The sequence below is a fragment of the Candidatus Methylomirabilota bacterium genome, assembly GCA_035260325.1.
Classification (GTDB): Bacteria; Methylomirabilota; Methylomirabilia; order Rokubacteriales; family CSP1-6; genus AR19.
In genome coordinates this window covers 1-16,600 of sequence record DATFVL010000247.1, presented here as the reverse complement: position 1 = coordinate 16,600, position 16,600 = coordinate 1, and the positions used below count along the sequence as shown (strand labels likewise).

Below are 16,600 nucleotides of genomic sequence, written 5' to 3'. Positions count from 1 at the left end.
AGCACCACAAGGTCGATGCCGAGTGCCTTGAACTCCCCGCCGAGGGCGACCAGGTGCTCGAGAGAACGCGCCAAGCGATCGAGCTTCGTACACACGACCAGGCTCACCTTGCGCCTACGGACGTCCTGCAACAGCGCGTCGAGGCCCGGACGCCGCTGCCTCCCACCGCTCACGCCATGATCCACGTATTCGTGGGAATCCCACCCTCGCGCCTGGCAGTACGTCCTGAGCTGCTCGACCTGCGCGGTCGGATCCTGATCGAGGGTCGAGACGCGGCCGTAGATGGCGGCCGTCATGGCCGGCGCCCCGTTGATTGCATCGAGGCGAGATCACGCGCCCGGCGGCGTGTGCTGTCTCCGTTCTGTCTCCGCTGTGTCTGTGATCTGGTGGTGCGCCTGGCAGGAGTCGAACCTGCGACCCTCGGATTAGAAGTTCGATATTCTGTCCAAGCCGTACTGCCCACGATGCTGCCCATGAGGCGGTATAACGGGGTGTCATCGAGAGTCACGCGACCCAGGTGGGGGGCCGCAAGCTGCGGATTTATGAGATCGCGCGATAATTCGGGAGAGGGAGCGGGAAAATTCCCAAGCTGGACGTCGCCGGTTCGAATCCGGTCGCCCGCTCCAAAAGATGAGGGGGTTACGGGACGACCCGTAGCCCCCTCGTCGTCTCGGCCTCGATCAGGCGGCCTTGACTTCGATCGTCCTCGGCGTCGCGGCTTGCGGCGCGGGGACCCTCACCTCGAGCATTCCCTTCTCGTACTTCGCCTCCACCTGGGCGGCGTCGACGCCTTCAGGAAGGGCGAAATTCCGCTGGAACGCGCCGTACACCACCTCGCGGACGAAATAGTCCTTGCCCGCGGTGTCGTGATCGGCCTTGCGCTCGCCCTTGACGGTGAGGACGTTGTCCATCACGGACACCTGCACGTCCTTCGGATCCACGCCGGGGAGGGCGAGCTGGATGACGTAGATGCCGTCCTCCATCCGCCCGTCCGCGGCGGGAAGCCACGAGGGACGCTGAGCCGCCTCATCCGTGGCGCCGCCGAAGAACCTCTCGGCTAGGTCGTCGACGTCGTTGTGGAAGTGGAACTGCCGGGCCGGCGACCAGCGAAGCATGGTGTTCATGGTGCTCTCCTCTTCGGTCTCTCGTTGTTTACTCAGTCTCGGGAAACGTCTGCGCCTCTGCGGTCAATTCCCACTCAGTCCTGCTCGACCCGCCACGCTCCGCTGGTGGCGGACCGCCTTGGCCTGACCCTCAACGTTGGCGAGGAGAGCCGGGTGGTTATCTGGCTTCAGCCCCACTTCGATGAGGGCCCGGAGGACGATCTGGACGCTCACCGGGAGCTTGAGCGCGGTCGTCGCCTTCCCCGCCAAGACCCGAGCCCGGTCCAGGACGTCCTGCGTGAGAATGAGGAGGACTTTCGTCTTATTCGTGAACATCACCACCCCCTGCCGGCCCAGCCGACTCCTGACCGGACACCCGGCTCGCGTCTAGACTTATATAATCTTTATTTGATATATAACTTATATAATGATATAAGGAGTAAGTCAAGCGAGATCGCGGGGGGTGGGTCGGAGCACCCGGTCAAGGAGGACGAGCCATGCATTTCGAAATGTTCGGGGCGTCGGTTCTCGTCGGACTGATGAGCGGCTGGCTGGCCGGGATCGCCATGAAGGGCGGAGGGTACGGGCTGCTCTGGGACATCATCTTCGGTCTCGGCGGGAGCGTCGTGGGGAGCTGGATCTTCCAAACCCTGGGGGCGCCGGAGGCGGGTTGGGGCGGGACAGGTATTGCCGCGTTCGTCGGGGCGGCCCTCATGATCACGCTCCAGCGCAAGATCTGGCCCGCGCAGGTCGCGCACGCTTAGGAACGTGACCCGCTCCCCCCTCGGCTCGCGCCGAGGGGTTCGAACCCTTCAAGAGAGGCGGCGGTGGCAATGTTCGCGAATGAGACCAGGATTCTCCTTACGTTCCGCGAGGACGTTCTCGGGCGGCCTCGCGTGTCTCCGGGGCTGAAGCTTGCTGAGCACCAAACGCGTTTCACCAACGCGTGCAGGAGCGCATCGGGGAGCGGCAGCGTGCTGTTGGACAGAAGCCTCGAGGGGCAGCTCGAGCGGATGCGCCGTCGCCTCGCGAGTGGCTAGGACGCTGAACGAACTTAGGAGACCGATGAACATCTAGATCCTGGGTGTTTTGCTTCGACGAACTGCCGTCGTCAAGTATCCTGTAATCGGTGTGAGGACGAGCGTTCACGACGCAAACCCGCAACTCCCAGCCGATCGCAGGACCGCACGATCACGGCATCGCCCGGCTGCGGAACCGAGCCCGACAGGATCGCGCCTTGCGGCCCTCTCGTTGACCACCCTCGGCGTCGTGTACGGCGACATCGGTACGAGCCCTCTCTACGCGCTCAGGGCGTGCTTCAACGCCGAGTACGGGCTGGTGCCGACGGGCTCCACCGTCTACGGCGTGCTGTCGCTCATCGTCTGGTCGTTGATCCTGATCGTCAGCGTGAAGTACATCATCGTCGTCATGCGCTTGGACAACCACGGCGAAGGCGGCGTCGTGGCCCTGCTCGCCCTGCTGCGCCAGAAGCGGCGTCGGCGTGTCCTCCTCGCGCTGGGGCTCTTCGGCGCTGCCCTGCTGTACGGCGACGGCGTCATCACGCCGGCAATCTCCGTGCTCAGCGCCGCCGAAGGTCTCGAGATCGCCACACCGGCGTTCAAACCCTACGTGCTCCCGGCTACCCTGCTCATCCTCTTCCTGCTGTTTTTCGTCCAGAAGTACGGGACGGCGAGGGTGGGCAGCGTCTTCGGCCCGATCATGCTCGTGTGGTTCGGCACGATCGCGACGCTCGGGACCCTCGAGATCGTTCGCGAGCCGGCGATTCTGCTCGCGCTGAACCCGTGGTACGGCGTTCAGTTCTTCCTGGAACACGGCGTCGCCGGCTTCCTTGTGCTCGGCTCGGTCGTGCTCGCCGTGACCGGGGCGGAAGCGCTGTACGCGGACATGGGGCACTTCGGCCGCACACCCATCCGCCTGGTCTGGTTCGGGGTCGTGTTCCCTGCGCTCCTGCTCAACTATTTCGGGCAGGGCGCCCTGGTGCTGCGCGTTCCCGACGCGGTCCAGAACCCGTTCTACCTCTTGGCGCCGCGTTCCTTTCTCTACCCGCTCGTCGCGATCGCGACGCTCGCCACCGTCGTCGCGTCACAAGCCCTCATCTCCGGCGCGTTCTCGTTGACGCAGCAATGCGTGCAGCTCCACTACAGCCCCCGCGTCTCGATCGTTCATACGTCGCGGTCGGAGCCAGGACAGATCTACATCCCGGAAGTGAACACGGCCCTGATGATCGGTTGCTTGCTGCTCGTCCTCGGCTTCGAGTCGTCGAGCGCCCTGGGGGGCGCGTACGGCGTCGCCGTGACCGGAACGATGGCGGTGACGACGGTGCTGTTCTACGTCATTGCGCGAGAGCGCTGGCACTGGTCGGCGGTGCGGGCGGGCGCGCTGGCCGGCGCATTCCTCGCGATCGACGTCGCGTTCTTCGGAGCCAACATCGTCAAGATCGCGCATGGCGGCTGGGTGCCGCTCGCGATCGGCGGCGGCGTCTTTCTGCTCATGAGTACCTGGAATCGTGGAACCGACCTCCTCCGGAGGTTCCTGGCGCAGGTCGCGGTCCCGATGGATCGCTTCCTCGATGAGGTGGAGCGTACGAAGCCACCGCGCGTGCGCGGCACGGCGGTCTTCCTGGCCCACGACGTCGAGGGCGCGCCGCTGGTCCTGCAGCGCCACCTCATGTACAACAAGACCCTCCACGAGAAGATCATCCTGCTCTCGATCATCACCGAGGAGGTGCCGGAGGTGGAGCACGACAAGCGCGTGACCACCGAGGCGCTGCCGCAGGGATTCCATCGCGTCCGGGCATACTACGGTTTCATGGAACGGCCGGACGCGCGGGAGATTCTCGCCATCTGCGCCGACCGCGGCATCAGGGCGCAGGCGGAGGAGACGACCTACTACGTGGACAGCTCGCGACTGCTACCGACCGGCCCAGCCCCGATGATGCGGTGGCGGAAGCGTCTGTTCAGCTTCATGGCGCGCAACGCGAGTGCGGCGACCGACTTCTTCAACATCCCGCCAAATCGCGTCGTCGAGCTCGGCGCGCGCATCGAGTTCTGAGTCGTCGCCAACTGGCGCCCCGATGTTCGGTCATCAGCACTCGAGACCGTCTGCCCGCCACGCCAGGATGCGCTTCCGTGGCGCCGCCACGGCTGAAACCCGCCTCCTTGACACCGCCTCGCGTCGTCGTGAACGATGGAGGAGCGTGGACGACGCACGGAAGAGCAAGGAACAGCTGCCGCCAGGAGGAAGGTCGACGATGAGTGTGCTGCACGAGAACCACGAGATGCGGGAAGCCTCGCCGCGGTCGCTGATCGCGGTGGTGGCGATCATGATCGGGAGCGCGCTGGCGTTCACGCTGGCCACGGCGCCGTTCACGAAGCTGCTCGGCGCCGGCGCCGGCGCAGTGCCCGCGGCGCTCCACGGGATGACGGCGTTCCTCTACCTGTTCGTCGGCACGATCGGGCTCTACCTCGGCTGGCGGCTCCTGACGGGCCGCATCCGCGCGTTCGCCGACCTGCAGCTGCTCGCCACGGTGGCGGCGACCTTCTCGTTCCTCGCCATCTGCTTCGGCAACTGGCTCTACATCTACTACCGGGCGCCCGTTCCGGACAGTCCCCGCTCGTACTTCGTGACGAACGTGCCGCCGGTGCACAAGATCTTCTTCGAGTTCAAGGAGTTCACCGGGCTCTTCACGCTGCCGCTCATGGTGTGCGCCGCGTTCCTGCTCACGAAGTACGGCACGCAGGTGCTCGAGCGGCCCTGGCTCCGCTACACGATCGCCGCGTTGATCGGGCTCGCGTTCTTCTATCTCGTGGTCGCCTTCGGTCTGGGCGCCGCGGTCACCAAGCTGAAGCCCGCGTGAGGGGAGGGGCAGCTATGACGCTGACAGCGGTGGAGACGAGATGAACGAGCGGAGAGATGTGGAGGTGATCGGGCGGCCGGCGCGTGAGTGGGTGCCGGGCGGTGTCGCCGCCGCCGCGCTCGCGTCGGCCATGTTCGGGATGCTGACCCTCGCGGTGGTGAACCTCTTCACCGCGGCGTTCGCGGGGTTCAACGCATGGGTGCACTGGGTCGGCAAACTCTGGATGCCGGGCGCCGACGGGATCGGGCCCTATTCGGGCAAGGAGACGCTCGCGTTGATCGCGTGGCTCGGCAGCTGGGCCGTGCTGCACCTCGCGTTTCGCAAGAAGGACATGAAGATCTCCCGCTGCCTGATCGTGTTCCTGATCGGCGTGGGCATCGCGACCACTCTGGTGTGGCCGCCGGTGTTCGAGCATCTCGCCGAGCTGATCGCCGGCCATTAGAGGCGGGACCGATGCCCAGGGTCCGGGATCGGATGACGATCTCTTGCGTGACCGCGCCGCCCACGATGCCCGTGCTCGGGACATTCGGTCGAACCTGCTTTCGTCGGCGGCGAACCGCTCCGCGTGGGAGATCCACGATCTCCTTGCGTGGATGACCGTCGGCTCCGTGATGTCGAGGAACGTCGTGACGATCGAGTCCGGCCAGGAGGTGAAGGACGCGGCGCAGCTCATGCTGGAGCACAAGGCCGGCTGAGGGGCTCCTCGCGCGGCAGTATCCCGGGCCCCCGTTGTCGTGAGAAGCTCCTGCGGGGAGGCCGCCATGCCGCTGACACCGCACGTCGAACACCACTTCACCGGGAGCCTCGTCGTCCGCGACACCGTCATCGGGATGTCGGACGGGCTCACCGTGCCCTTCGCGCTCGCCGCCGGGCTCTCCGGCGCCGTGGACTCCACGGCCATCATCGTCACCGCCGGGCTCGCGGAGATCGCCGCCGGCTCGATCGCGATGGGCCTCGGCGGCTACCTCGCGGGCAAGAGCGACGTCGACCACTACGTGAACGAGCGCGCGCGCGAGGAGCAGGAGATCGCCGAGAACCCCGAGCTCGAGGCCGCCGAGGTGATGGAGCTCCTGGTGTCGCACGGGCTCACGCGCGAGGAGAGCGAGCCCGTCGTCAACGCGCTGAAGAAGCGCCCCGAGGCGTGGCGCGACTTCATGATGCGCTTCGAGCTCGGGCTGGAGCAGCCCGACCCCGCGCGCGCTCGGCAGAGCGCGGTCGTGATCGCCGGGGCGTACGTCGTGGGCGGGATCGTGCCGCTGATCCCCTACATGGCGGCGGCGCGCGCGTCGGCGGCGCTGCCGTGGTCGGTGCTCGTGACGCTCGTCGCGCTCGGCGTGTTCGGCTGGATCAAGGGCCGCTTCACCGGCTCGCCGCGCGGGAGGAGCGCGCTCCAGACCGTGCTGATCGGCGGTCTCGCCGCCGGCGCCGCCTTCGTGATCGCGCGCCTGGTCTCCTAGATTTCGCTCGCCTCGGACGGCGAGCGGCCGCGCGGCGTGAAGACGAGCTCGACGACGCCCTGCTCGACCCTGCGCTCCTTCACGTCGCCGAAGCGCCGGATGAGGTCGAGCATCCGCCGGTTGTCGGCGAGCACGTAGGCGCGGAAGCGGCGCACGCCGCGCTCGACGGCCGCGCGGAGGACGTCCTTCACGAGGACGGTGCCGAGGCCGCGGTCCTGCCAGCCGTCCTGGACGACGAAGGCGACCTCCACGGTCTCGGGCTCGTCGGTCGGCTCGTAACGCCCCACGCCCACCAGCTCCGGCCCGCGCTCGCTCGGCTGCTCGGCGACGACGGCGAAGCGCGTCCGGTAGTCCACCGACGCGAGCGTCTGTGCCCAATCGGCGGGCAAGCGCTTCATCACGGTGAAGAAGCGCTGGTAGACCGTGTGACGGCTCAGCCGGTCGTAGAGCTCCGACAGGCGCGGCGCGTCGTCGGGGCGGATCGGCCGCACGTGCACACGCGTGCCGTCCCTGAGCGTCACGTCCCGCTCGAATTCCTTCGGGTAGTCCAGCATCATCTATATAGATGTCGGCCGTGACGCGAGCGCTTCCGCGCGGCTGCGCCGGGGCCCCCTCGCGACGGCGCCGCGGGCTTAGCGGCCGCCGGGGGCGGCGGGGAGCAGGCGCTCGAGCAGCGCCGTCATCTCGCGGCCGTCCCACTCGCGCGGGCCGAGCGCGACGCCCGCGACCTCGCCGCCCGGCCTGACGACGAACGTCGTGGGGATCGCGCCGACGCGCCACGCGCGGGCGGCCGCCATGTCGGCGTCGAGCAGGATCGGGAAGGTCAGCGCGAGGCCCTTGACGTACGGGTCGAGCAGGGCGCGGGGCGCGCCGCGGTCCACCGCGACGCCGAGCACGACGAGCCCGCGCTCCCGGTACCGCCGCCAGAGCGCCTCGAGCGTCGGCATCTCGTCGGTGCAGGGCCGGCACCACGTCGCCCAGAAGTTCAGGACCACGAGCTTGCCCGCGTGGTCCTCGAGCGTCATTCGGCGGCCGTCGAGCGTCGGCAGCGCCAACCGCAGGCCGCGCTGGCCCTCCTTGAGCTCGCTGACGCCGGCCGTCTCGAACGGGTCGAGCGCCGGCGCGTGTCCCCCGTGGTGGTCGCCCTCCTCGCCCGGGCGGCGCCCGGGGAGGAGCCAGACGAGCGCGCCCAGCAGGACGACGGCGAGCGCCGCGCGGGGGATCGTGTCGCGCAGCGAGCCGCCGACGAGGTTAGACGCCCAGCTTTTCACGCGTGACCGGGCTCTCGCGGAGCTCCCGCGCGGACGCCTCGAACACGATGAGCCCCTTCTCCATGATGTAGCCGCGGTCGCAAACGGAGAGCGCGACGCGGGCGTTCTGCTCGACGAGGAGCACGGTGACGCCGAGCCGCTTGAGCTCCGCGATCATGTCGCGCACGTGGCGGATGAACGCGGGCGCGAGCCCCTGCGTCGGCTCGTCCATCAGGATGAGCCGCGCGCCCGCCATCATCACGCGCGCGATCGCGAGCATCTGCTGCTCGCCGCCGGAGAGCGTCTTACCCGGCTGGTCGATGCGCTCGGCGAGGCGTGGGAAGTGGTGGAAGACCTCCGCGAGCCGCCGCTGCCGGAGCGCGGCCGAGCGGCCGGGCGCGGCCGAGAGGCCGAGCTCGAGGTTCTCGCGCACGGTGAGGCCGGGGAAGATGCGACGGTTCTCCGGCACGAGCCCGATGCCGAGGCGCGCGATGTCGTGGGGCGTCAGGCGCGTGAGGTCGCGGCCCTCGAACTCGATCGTGCCGCGCGACGGCTTGAGGAAGCCGATCGCCGTCTTCAGGAGGGTCGTCTTGCCCATGCCGTTCTTGCCGAGGAGCGCCACGGCCTCGCCCGGACGGACCTCGAGCGAGACGCCGAAGAGGATCGGCGTCGCGCCGTAGCCCGCGTGGAGGTCGGCGATCGTGAGCACGGGCTAGTCCTCGCCGCCGCCGAGGTAGGCCTCGATGACCTTCGGGTCGTTCCGGATCGCGTCCGGCGGGCCCTCCGCGATCTTCTCGCCGAAGTGGAGCACGGCGACGCGGTCCGAGATCCCCATGACGACCGACATGTCGTGCTCGATCAGGAGCAGCGTGAGCCCGCGCCGCCGCGCGACCTCGCGGATGAGCCGCGTCGCGTCCTTCGTCTCGCCGGGCGTCATGCCGGCGGTCGGCTCGTCGAGCAGGAGGAGCGTCGGCTCCGTCGCGAGGGCCAGGCAGATCTCGAGGTAGCGCTGCTCGCCGTGCGCGAGGTTCTCGGCCAGCTCGTCCCGCTTGGCGGCGAGGCCGAAGGGGCCGAGGAGCTCGCCCACGCGCGCGTCCACGTCCGACCGGCGCCAGAGCGAGGCGAGGCGGCCCGACTCGCGGGCGCGGCTCTGCGCCGCCACGCGCACGTTCTCGCCGACCGAGATCTCCGGGAAGACGTTGGTGATCTGGAAGGTCTTGGCGACGCCGAGGCGATTGATCGCCTCGGGCGCGAGCCCGGTGATCTCGCGGCCATGGAGCCGGACGCGGCCCGCGGAGGGCGCGTAGAGGCCGGAGACCACGTTGAAGAGGGTAGACTTGCCGGCCCCGTTCGGCCCGATGACCGAGAAGACCTCGCCCTCGCGGACGGCGAGGCTCACGTCCGTGAGCGCCGCCAGCGCGCCGAAGCTCTTGGAGACCGCCTCGACCTCGAGGACTACGCCGTCGCGCGCCACTGCTTGAAGCCGAGCAGCCGGCGGAAGCCCAGGAGCCCCCGCGGCATGAAGAGCACGATCACGATCAGCACGACGCCGATGACGATGAAGTACCAGTCCACGTACGAGGAGACCTTGTCGCGGAGGATCGTGAAGAAGGCGCCGCCGATGACCGGCCCGACGAGCGTGCCGAGGCCGCCGATCATCACGGAGATGATGAACTCGCCCGACTCGGTCCAGAGCATGAGGTCCGGCGTCGCGAACGCCGAGCGCATCGGGTAGATCGCGCCGGCGAGGCCGGTGAGCAGCGCGGAGATCATGCAGATCGCCATCTTGTACCGCTGGACGCTGTAGCCGAGGAAGCGCGCGCGGTCCTCGTTCTCACGGATCGCGACGAGGACGCGGCCGAAGTGCGACGTGACCACCAGGCGGCAGACCGCGTAGGCGAGCGCGAGGTACGTGAGGACGAGGTAGTACTTGCGCAGCGGCGTGTCGATGGCCGCGCCGGGCCAGAGGCGCGCGTCGGGCAGGCCCTGGATGCCGTCCGAGCCGCCGAAGGTCTGCGTGTAGCGGAAGAAGGTGTAGACGACCTCGGCGAAGATCAGCGTGAGGAGCGCGAAGTAGATCCCGCGGCGCGCCGTGGCGAAGTAGCTCACGACGAGCGCGTACGCGCCGACGACGAGGACCGCAGCGCCGAGGCACGCCCACAGCGAGAGCACGCCGCGCTCCAGCACGATCGCCGTCGCGTACGCGCCGAGGCCGTAGAAGGCCGCGTGGCCGAACGAGACGAGCCCAGTGTAGCCTATGAGGAGGTCGAGGCTCATCGCGATCGCGCCGAAGAGGAGCGCGTCGAAGGCGAGCAGTAGCGAGTACTGCGAGATGCCGGGCACGCCCGGGAGCGCCGCGAGCACGGCGAAGACCAGCGCCGCGCGCCATGTCACGACCCTACTCAAGCACGCCCTCCCGGCCGAAGAAGCCGCGCGGCCGCACGATGAGGACGACGATCATGATGCCGAAGATCGCGATCGCGACCCGCTGCGGGTTCATCCAGAGGGAGAAGAGGGACTGGGCGACGCCGATGACGAAGGCGGCGACGACCGAGCCGCCCATGGAGCCCATGCCGCCGAGGATGACGACGATGAACGCGAGGAGGATCATCTCGACCCCCATCTGGGGGTAGACCGTGAAGACGGGGGCCAGGAGCAACCCCGCGAGAGCGGCGAGGGCGGCGGAGCCGGCGAAGGTCAGCGTGAACACCCGGCGGACGTCCACGCCGAGGCCGTCGAGCATCTCGGCGTCCTGCACGGCCGCGCGCACGACGATGCCGGCGCGGGTCCGCGTGAAGAACAGCCAGATGGCAAGCAGGAGCGCCGAGGAGGCGGCGAGGAGGAAGAGCCGGTAGTCCGGGTACGTCATGCCGAGGATCGGCGTCGAGCCGGTGAAGGGCGGCAGGATGCGCCGCATGTCGCCGCCCCAGATCTGGCGCACGCCCTCGCGGAAGACGAGCGCCAGGCCGAAGGTGAGGATGAGCCCGTAGAGGGGCTCGCGCCGGTACATCGGGCGCAGCGTCGCGACCTCGGTGACCGCCCCGATCAGGCCGACGGCCAGCGGGGCCGCGACGAGCGCCGCCCAGAACGAGTGCGTCCAGCCGATCACCGCGATCCCGGCGTACGCTCCCAGCATGTAGAGCTCGCCGTGCGCGAAGTTCATCACGCCCAGGAGCCCGAAGATCACGGTGAGGCCCAGCGCCAGCAGCCCCAGCGCGGCCCCGAAGACGAGGCCGTGCAGGAGCTGCGGCGCCAGGACCGCGACGACGTAGTCCACGTCGCGCGCTTAGTTCTTCTTCTTCAGCTCCCACGTGAACCCGGCAACCGGGTCCTTGCCGACCATCGGCTCGCCGATCGTGTCGCTCCCGTTGATGCGGGCGATCGGGAGGTTCTTGCCGCCCTTCACCTGGTAGAGGTGCATGTCCATCACGACCTGGTGATCTTCCTTGCGGATGCACTGGCGGCCGATGTGCGTGTTGTCCAGGCACATGCCCTCGTGCGCCTCCGCCACCTGGTCGGGGTCGAAGCTCTTCGCCTTCTCGACGGCGGCGGCCCAGAAGAGCACCGCGTCGTAGGCGCCCGCGGCGATGTTGGCGTCCACGCCGAACTTCTTCTTGAACCGCTGGTTGAAGGCCTGCATGTTCGGGTCCGGGTTGTACGCCGAGAAGTGGTTGAGCTGCACGAACCCCTCCATGGCGTCGGCGATGGACGGCAGGTCCTGCTGGAGCAGGAAGCAGTCGATCCCCGCCAGCCGGTACTTCTTGGTCATGCCGAACGAGTGGAGCTGGGTCATGAGCCGCAGCGAGTCGGTGCCGGCGAAGGCGAGGAACAGCACGTCGGCGCCCGACGCGTTGATCGAGCCGAAGTACTGGCTGAAGTCCTTGGTATCGAGCGGTGCGCCGGCGACGCCGACGACCTCGCCGCCGAGCTTCTCGATCGCGGTCTTGAACTGACGCCCGTCCGACTGCCCCATCGCGTAGTCGACGTAGAAGATGTAGACCTTCTTGCCCATCTTCTCGACGACGTACTTCGCGAGCCCGTTCGCCTGCATCCGCGCGTCGGGCTGGTTCGAGAAGTAGTACTTGTGGAACTTCGTCGTCCGCATGAACTCGGCGCAGGAGACCGAGTTCCAGTGGATCGTCTTGAGCTTCTTGCTGACGTCCATCATCGCCATGGTGGACCCGCTCGAGACGGCGCCGACGAGGAGCTTCACGTCGTCCTGGAGGATGAGCTTCTCGGCCTTGCGCACGGCCGGCGCGGGCTTCGTCTCGTCGTCCTCGGAGATGATCTCGATCCGGTGGCCGAGGACGCCGCCCTTGGCGTTCAGCTCCTCGACGGCCATCTGGATGCCCCACGTCTGGTATTTCCCGTAGCCCTCGTAGACGCCGACCTTGGAGCCGACGTCCCCGATCTTGACGATCTTCGGCTGGGAGATCGCGGCGGGCGCGAGCCACGCGACGCCCGCGGCGAGCACCACGAGCAGGACGAGCCAGGTGAGTCGCTTCATCGGTCCCTCCTTGCGAATGTTGACGACGTGTCGATGAGCTGCGCGAGGATCTCGGCGATTCGCCGGAGCGCGTCGCGTAGCCCAGTGCCTTCTGGGGCTCCCGCTTTCTTCGCGTAGCCTTCGGCCTCGTCGAACGCGAGGCGCATGGCCACGGAGGTCTTGTCATCGCGCGTCGCGACGGCGAAGTCGATGAGGTTGTAGTAGCGCCAGGTCGCTTCGAGGAAGCGCGGGCCGAGCGCCGCGCGCGCCTCGGGCGCGAGCGACGGGTCGGCGAGCTGGCGATCCCCCTCGAGCGCCAAGTCGCGGGCGAGTGCCGCGAAGAAGATCATGAGCCCGCGCTCCACCTCCGCGCCGTCCCCGGCCTCGAGGGCCGTGCGCGTGCCGGCCTCGAGCCCGGCCGGGAGCGCGGCGGTCCGCGCGCGCATCTCCGCGCGGAGCGCCCCCTCGTCGAAGAGCCGGAGCGCCACCTCGAACTTCTTCGCCTGGACCGAGAACTTCACCTGCTTGAAGTTCGTCGTCACCTCGTTGTCCTTCGGGGTGTAAGTCCCGACGTGGTGCGCCGAGGCGGCGGCGGGCGCCAGCGCGAGCGCGAGGATCGCGAGCGCGCGCGTCACCGTCGCACGAGCCTCAGGGCGACCAGGCCCGCGAGCCACCACAGCGCCACGATCGTCGCGCCGCCGAACGGGATCCAGACGAGCCACTCCGCGATCGTCTTCCCCTCCTCGATGCCGCGATGCGGGATGAGCCATGCCCACAGCAGGTAGCCGAGAGGATAGCCCGCTCCGCCCGCCGTGAGAAGGGCGATGATGACCCCCCGGGCGCGCGGGCCCCGGGCCAGGGTGGCCGCCACCGTGGTGGTCGCGAGGATCACGAGCCCCATCCCCTCGGCGTGCAGGTGGAAGAGGCGCAGCGCGGCATCGAACTTCACCAGCGCCTCGTCGAGGATCCGCTCGTCCACGTCGCGCACGCCGACGAGGCGGTGGACGGCGGGGCGGGCGAGCATCGCGCCGCGCGCCCAGCGCGTCAGCTCGACCTTGAAGCGCACCATCGAGGCGCCGCCGAGCTCGGCGCACACGATGAGGACGACGGCGACGAGGGCGACCCACACGGGAGGGAGGCGCCAGGAATCCGTCATTCTAGCGGGGACCGCGGGACCGGCTCGGACCGCGGGTGGCCTGCCTCAGGTGCCGTCCGGCTCCGTACGCTCAGGACCAGCGCGAGCGCGAGCAGCCCGAGGATCATCACGCTGCCGAGCGGGGTGAGGATCCAGGTCTCCGCGAGCTCGATTCCGGCGTCGCGGCCGAGCTCGAGCACGGCGACGCCGTAGACGAGGTAACCGAGCGGGAAGCAGGCGCCCAGCGCGAGGAGCAGGTGGAGCGCGCCGCGCGCGCGCCGCCAGGGCACGGCGCTCGCGACGAGGGTGCTCGCGAAGAAGAGGATCAGCCCGACGCCTTCGGCGTGGGTGTGGAAGAAGGAGAGCCCCGCCTCGGCGCCGTAGACCGCGCGGGCGCGCACCTCGTCGTCGTACTCCACCGAGCCCGAGAGGCCGTGGGCCCGCGCGTTCGCCGCGACGCGCGCCGCGGCCCAGCGCTCGGTCGGCCCCCGGAGCTGCGACATGACGGCGCCGCCGGTCTCGCCGAGGGCCAGGAGCAGGACGGCGAGCAGGACGACGACGAGCGGCGGACGGCTGAGCGCGATCGCGGGCCCTCCGATCTGGGGTTGCGAGACATTACCACCCGGCCGCCGCGTTTGTCATTACGCGCCCGCTGTGGCAAGGTTGGCGCGTGCGCACGGGAGCGAGTTACGTCGCCGCGCTGAGAGACGGCCGCGCCGTCTACCTCGACGGCGAGCGCGTCAAGGACGTCACGAGCCACGCGGCCTTCGCCGAGCCGATCCGCTCGATCGCCCAGACCTACGATCGCGCCAAGGCGGCCGAGGCCGACCCGGCGCTGACCTGGACCGACCCCGCGACGGGGACGCGCCACGGCAACATGTGGCTCGTGCCGCGCTCGGCCGAGGACCTCGGCGCGCGGCGGCGCGCGCACCGCTTCTGGGCCGAGCCGTCGTACGGCCTCATGGGACGCACGCCCGACCACGTCGCGTGCGTGCTCACCGCGTTCGCCGCGTGGCGGCAGCTCTTCGACCGGGGCGGCGCGCGCTTCGGCGACAACGTCGTGCGCTTCTACGAGCGCGCGCGCGCCGAGGACCTCTACGTCACCTACGCGATCGTGCCGCCCCAGGTGGACCGCTCGAAGCCCGCGCACCGGCATCCCGAGCCGTTCCTCCATCCCGGCGTCGTCCGCGAGACCGACGCGGGGATCGTCGTCCGCGGCGCCCACGCGCTCGCGACGTCCGCGACGATGGCCGACTGGCTCTTCGTCTCCTACATCACGCCTCTCGCTCCCGGCGACGACGACTACGCGATCTCGCTCGTGATGCCGATGAACGCCGAGGGCCTCCGCCTCTATCCGCGCCGGCCCTACGCCACCGCCGCGACGAGCGTGTTCGACTACCCGCTCTCCTCCCGCTTCGACGAGATCGACACGACCGTCGTCTTCGACGACGTGCTCGTGCCGTGGGAGCAGGTCTTCATCTACCGGGACGTGGACCTCGTCAACGCCCAGTTCCACGACTCGCCCTCGCACACGACCGCCAACTTCCAGTCGCTCGTCCGCTTCGGCGTGAAGCTCGAGTTCATGGCCGGCCTCGCGTGGAAGCTCGCCGAGGTCCAGACCGCCGACGCCGACCCGGGCGTGCAGGCCACGCTCGGCGGCGACATCGCCGCGCTCTGCGCCGCCTTCGACGCCCTCGTGCTGGCCGCGGAGCGCTCCCCGCTCGTCTCCGGCGGCGTGGCGCGGCCGCACCCCCGGTACATCTATGCCGGGATGAGTCTCCAGCGGAGGCTCATCGTGGACATGACGCGGACGCTGCGTGAGCTGGCGGGCGGCGCGTTCCAGAACGTGCCGTCGTCGGAGGCGGCGTTCACGAGCGCGGAGACGCGCGCCGACACCGAGCGCTACTACCAGTCCGCGGCCGCGGGCGCGCGCGAGCGTATCAAGCTCGTGAAGCTTATCTGGGACTTCGTCGGCACCGAGTTCGGCGGGCGCCAGCTCCAGTACGAGATGTTCTACTCGGCCTCGCAGCCCGTGGTGAACCGGCGCATGTTCAAGTCCTACGACTGGCAGGCGGCGAAGACCGTCGTGGACCGCTGCCTCGGCGAGTACTGACGGCGTGGGGAGCCTCGGCCTCGTGAACATCGGCGCCGTCGCCACCGGCGTCCTCGCGGCGCCGCGGGGCAACGCCGAAGCGATCCTGGTGGAGAACGGGCGGATCGCGGCGCTCGGCGCGGCGACGACGACGGGCGCCGCGTCGGCCGACGTCGTCGTGGACTGCCGCGGGACGACCGTCATCCCCGGGCTGATCGACTCCCACTGCCACGTCGTCCTCGGCGACTACACGCCGCGCCAGAAGACGGTGGACTTCCTCGACTCGTACGTCCACGGCGGGATCACGTCGGTCGTCTCCGCGGGCGAGGGCGTCCACGCGCCGGGGCGGCCGCACGATCCCGTCGCCTCGAAGGCGCTCGCCATCGCCGCGGCGAAGTGCTTCGAGAACTTCCACCCGAACGGGATGAAGGTGAACGCGGGCTCGGTGGTGCTCGAGCCGGGGCTTACCGACGAGGACTTCGCCGAGATGGCGCGACATGGAGTCCGCCACGCGAAGTACGGCTTCGGCGGCTATGCGCATCCGAAGGACGGCGAGCCCGAGGTGCGTCGCGCCCAGAAGTACGGGCTCTGCGTCATGTCCCACTCGGGCGGCAACTCGATCCCGGGCTCGAGCCCGATCACCCACGACGTGCTGCTCCACCTCCGGCCCGACGTCTGCGGCCACGTGAACGGCGGGACGACCTCGCTCGACGAGGCGGGGCTCGACGCGATCATCCGCCGGACCGACATGGCGCTCCAGCTCGTCCAGGCGGGGAACCTCCGCTCGGCGCTCTATATATTGAAGCGCGCGCGGGAGGCCGGCGTGCTCCCGCGCGTCTGCGTCGCGAGCGACACGCCGACGGGCACGGGCGTCATGCCCATGGGCGTGCTCAAGAGCGTGTGCGAGCTCGCGTCGCTCGGGGACCTGCCGGCCGCGGAGGCGATCGCCCTGGCCACGGGCAACAACGCGCGTGCGTTCAGGCTCACCGGGGCGACGGGAACCATCGCCGTCGGCGCTCCCGCCGACCTCGTCGTCTGCGACGCGCCGGCGGCTTCGCTGGCGCGGGACGCGCTCGACGCGATCGCGCGCGGCGACATTCCCGGCATCTCGTGCGTCGTCGTGGACGGGCAGGTGAGGGTGGGCCGGAGCCGCAACACGCCGCTCGCCAAGCGCCTCGCGACGTTCACGGGCGTCGCGGT

21 protein-coding genes are annotated in these 16,600 nt (G+C 69.4%); 8 read left to right on the top strand and 13 right to left on the bottom strand.

The features are described 5' to 3' along the window. The 3 genes from VKG64_15855 to VKG64_15845 all read right to left on the bottom strand — a co-directional run. On the bottom strand, nucleotides 1–296 hold a 296-nt coding region (locus VKG64_15855), incomplete at its 3' end, for a recombinase family protein (protein HKB26511.1). A 384-nt stretch (nucleotides 297–680) separates the two neighbouring features. Next, on the bottom strand, nucleotides 681–1,124 hold the full coding sequence (locus VKG64_15850; protein HKB26510.1) for an Hsp20/alpha crystallin family protein: 444 nt from the start codon (nucleotides 1,122–1,124) through the stop codon (nucleotides 681–683). A gap of 63 nt (nucleotides 1,125–1,187) precedes the next feature. Further along, entirely contained in the window at nucleotides 1,188–1,442 is a 255-nt protein-coding gene (locus VKG64_15845) for a hypothetical protein (GenBank protein ID HKB26509.1), read from the bottom strand. A gap of 158 nt (nucleotides 1,443–1,600) precedes the next feature. On the opposite strand from VKG64_15845, the gene VKG64_15840 reads away from it, so the two are divergent. From VKG64_15840 to VKG64_15815, 6 genes are all read left to right on the top strand, one after another. Then, on the top strand, nucleotides 1,601–1,867 hold the full coding sequence (locus VKG64_15840) for a GlsB/YeaQ/YmgE family stress response membrane protein (protein ID HKB26508.1): 267 nt from the start codon (nucleotides 1,601–1,603) through the stop codon (nucleotides 1,865–1,867). A gap of 487 nt (nucleotides 1,868–2,354) precedes the next feature. After that, nucleotides 2,355–4,175 carry a potassium transporter Kup gene (locus tag VKG64_15835; protein ID HKB26507.1) on the top strand — a complete coding sequence of 607 codons (1,821 nt, stop codon included), beginning with the start codon at nucleotides 2,355–2,357 and terminating at the stop codon, nucleotides 4,173–4,175. Between the two features lie 199 nt (nucleotides 4,176–4,374). Next, nucleotides 4,375–4,980: a hypothetical protein gene (locus VKG64_15830; GenBank protein ID HKB26506.1), complete on the top strand. Its 606-nt coding sequence runs from the start codon at nucleotides 4,375–4,377 to the stop codon at nucleotides 4,978–4,980. A 40-nt stretch (nucleotides 4,981–5,020) separates the two neighbouring features. After that, nucleotides 5,021–5,422, top strand: coding sequence for a hypothetical protein (locus VKG64_15825; GenBank protein ID HKB26505.1), 402 nt, complete (start codon nucleotides 5,021–5,023; stop codon nucleotides 5,420–5,422). Nucleotides 5,423–5,573: 151 nt separating this feature from the next. Then, complete coding sequence (locus VKG64_15820; protein HKB26504.1) at nucleotides 5,574–5,675, top strand: CBS domain-containing protein; 102 nt, start codon at nucleotides 5,574–5,576, stop codon at nucleotides 5,673–5,675. Between the two features lie 66 nt (nucleotides 5,676–5,741). Next, nucleotides 5,742–6,437, top strand: coding sequence for a VIT1/CCC1 transporter family protein (locus tag VKG64_15815; protein HKB26503.1), 696 nt, complete (start codon nucleotides 5,742–5,744; stop codon nucleotides 6,435–6,437). Here the strand turns inward: VKG64_15815 and VKG64_15810 are convergent. The 10 genes from VKG64_15810 to VKG64_15765 form a co-directional block, all read right to left on the bottom strand. Continuing rightward, nucleotides 6,434–6,994: a GNAT family N-acetyltransferase gene (locus VKG64_15810; GenBank protein ID HKB26502.1), complete on the bottom strand. Its 561-nt coding sequence runs from the start codon at nucleotides 6,992–6,994 to the stop codon at nucleotides 6,434–6,436. The two genes, VKG64_15815 and VKG64_15810, sit on opposite strands and share 4 nt — an antisense overlap. A gap of 75 nt (nucleotides 6,995–7,069) precedes the next feature. Beyond that, nucleotides 7,070–7,708 carry a TlpA disulfide reductase family protein gene (locus VKG64_15805; GenBank protein HKB26501.1) on the bottom strand — a complete coding sequence of 213 codons (639 nt, stop codon included), beginning with the start codon at nucleotides 7,706–7,708 and terminating at the stop codon, nucleotides 7,070–7,072. After that, nucleotides 7,689–8,396: an ABC transporter ATP-binding protein gene (locus tag VKG64_15800; GenBank protein HKB26500.1), complete on the bottom strand. Its 708-nt coding sequence runs from the start codon at nucleotides 8,394–8,396 to the stop codon at nucleotides 7,689–7,691. The genes VKG64_15805 and VKG64_15800 overlap by 20 nt, the downstream gene beginning before the upstream one ends. Before the next feature lie 3 nt (nucleotides 8,397–8,399). After that, on the bottom strand, nucleotides 8,400–9,161 hold the full coding sequence (locus VKG64_15795) for an ABC transporter ATP-binding protein (GenBank protein ID HKB26499.1): 762 nt from the start codon (nucleotides 9,159–9,161) through the stop codon (nucleotides 8,400–8,402). Further along, nucleotides 9,143–10,081, bottom strand: a complete 939-nt coding sequence (locus VKG64_15790) for a branched-chain amino acid ABC transporter permease (GenBank protein HKB26498.1) — start codon at nucleotides 10,079–10,081, stop codon at nucleotides 9,143–9,145. Before VKG64_15790 ends, VKG64_15795 begins: the two co-directional genes overlap by 19 nt. Nucleotides 10,082–10,085: 4 nt before the next feature. After that, nucleotides 10,086–10,964 (bottom strand): branched-chain amino acid ABC transporter permease, encoded by an 879-nt coding sequence (locus VKG64_15785; GenBank protein HKB26497.1) that lies wholly within the window; start codon nucleotides 10,962–10,964, stop codon nucleotides 10,086–10,088. Between the two features lie 9 nt (nucleotides 10,965–10,973). Further along, nucleotides 10,974–12,194 (bottom strand): ABC transporter substrate-binding protein, encoded by a 1,221-nt coding sequence (locus tag VKG64_15780; protein ID HKB26496.1) that lies wholly within the window; start codon nucleotides 12,192–12,194, stop codon nucleotides 10,974–10,976. Next, nucleotides 12,191–12,808, bottom strand: coding sequence for a hypothetical protein (locus tag VKG64_15775; protein HKB26495.1), 618 nt, complete (start codon nucleotides 12,806–12,808; stop codon nucleotides 12,191–12,193). Before VKG64_15775 ends, VKG64_15780 begins: the two co-directional genes overlap by 4 nt. After that, entirely contained in the window at nucleotides 12,805–13,302 is a 498-nt protein-coding gene (locus tag VKG64_15770) for a hypothetical protein (protein HKB26494.1), read from the bottom strand. The genes VKG64_15775 and VKG64_15770 overlap by 4 nt, the downstream gene beginning before the upstream one ends. 23 nt (nucleotides 13,303–13,325) lie before the next feature. Further along, nucleotides 13,326–13,811, bottom strand: coding sequence for a hypothetical protein (locus VKG64_15765; protein ID HKB26493.1), 486 nt, complete (start codon nucleotides 13,809–13,811; stop codon nucleotides 13,326–13,328). Between the two features lie 167 nt (nucleotides 13,812–13,978). On the opposite strand from VKG64_15765, the gene VKG64_15760 reads away from it, so the two are divergent. Beyond that, nucleotides 13,979–15,421 carry a 4-hydroxyphenylacetate 3-hydroxylase N-terminal domain-containing protein gene (locus VKG64_15760; protein ID HKB26492.1) on the top strand — a complete coding sequence of 481 codons (1,443 nt, stop codon included), beginning with the start codon at nucleotides 13,979–13,981 and terminating at the stop codon, nucleotides 15,419–15,421. Nucleotides 15,422–15,425: 4 nt separating this feature from the next. After that, a partial coding sequence (locus VKG64_15755) for an amidohydrolase family protein (protein ID HKB26491.1) occupies nucleotides 15,426–16,600 on the top strand: 1,175 nt, incomplete at its 3' end.

Excerpts from the sequence above, each read along its gene's own strand:
- VKG64_15815 (HKB26503.1), top strand. The coding sequence starts at position 5,742 with ATGCCGCTGACACCGCACGTCGAACACCACTTCACCGGGAGCCTCGTC.
- VKG64_15810 (HKB26502.1), bottom strand. The coding sequence starts at position 6,994 with ATGATGCTGGACTACCCGAAGGAATTCGAGCGGGACGTGACGCTCAGG.
- VKG64_15850 (HKB26510.1), bottom strand. The coding sequence starts at position 1,124 with ATGAACACCATGCTTCGCTGGTCGCCGGCCCGGCAGTTCCACTTCCAC.
- VKG64_15840 (HKB26508.1), top strand. The coding sequence starts at position 1,601 with ATGCATTTCGAAATGTTCGGGGCGTCGGTTCTCGTCGGACTGATGAGC.
- VKG64_15765 (HKB26493.1), bottom strand. The coding sequence starts at position 13,811 with ATGTCGCAGCTCCGGGGGCCGACCGAGCGCTGGGCCGCGGCGCGCGTC.
- VKG64_15825 (HKB26505.1), top strand. The coding sequence starts at position 5,021 with ATGAACGAGCGGAGAGATGTGGAGGTGATCGGGCGGCCGGCGCGTGAG.
- VKG64_15820 (HKB26504.1), top strand. The coding sequence starts at position 5,574 with ATGACCGTCGGCTCCGTGATGTCGAGGAACGTCGTGACGATCGAGTCC.
- VKG64_15780 (HKB26496.1), bottom strand. The coding sequence starts at position 12,194 with ATGAAGCGACTCACCTGGCTCGTCCTGCTCGTGGTGCTCGCCGCGGGC.
- VKG64_15830 (HKB26506.1), top strand. The coding sequence starts at position 4,375 with ATGAGTGTGCTGCACGAGAACCACGAGATGCGGGAAGCCTCGCCGCGG.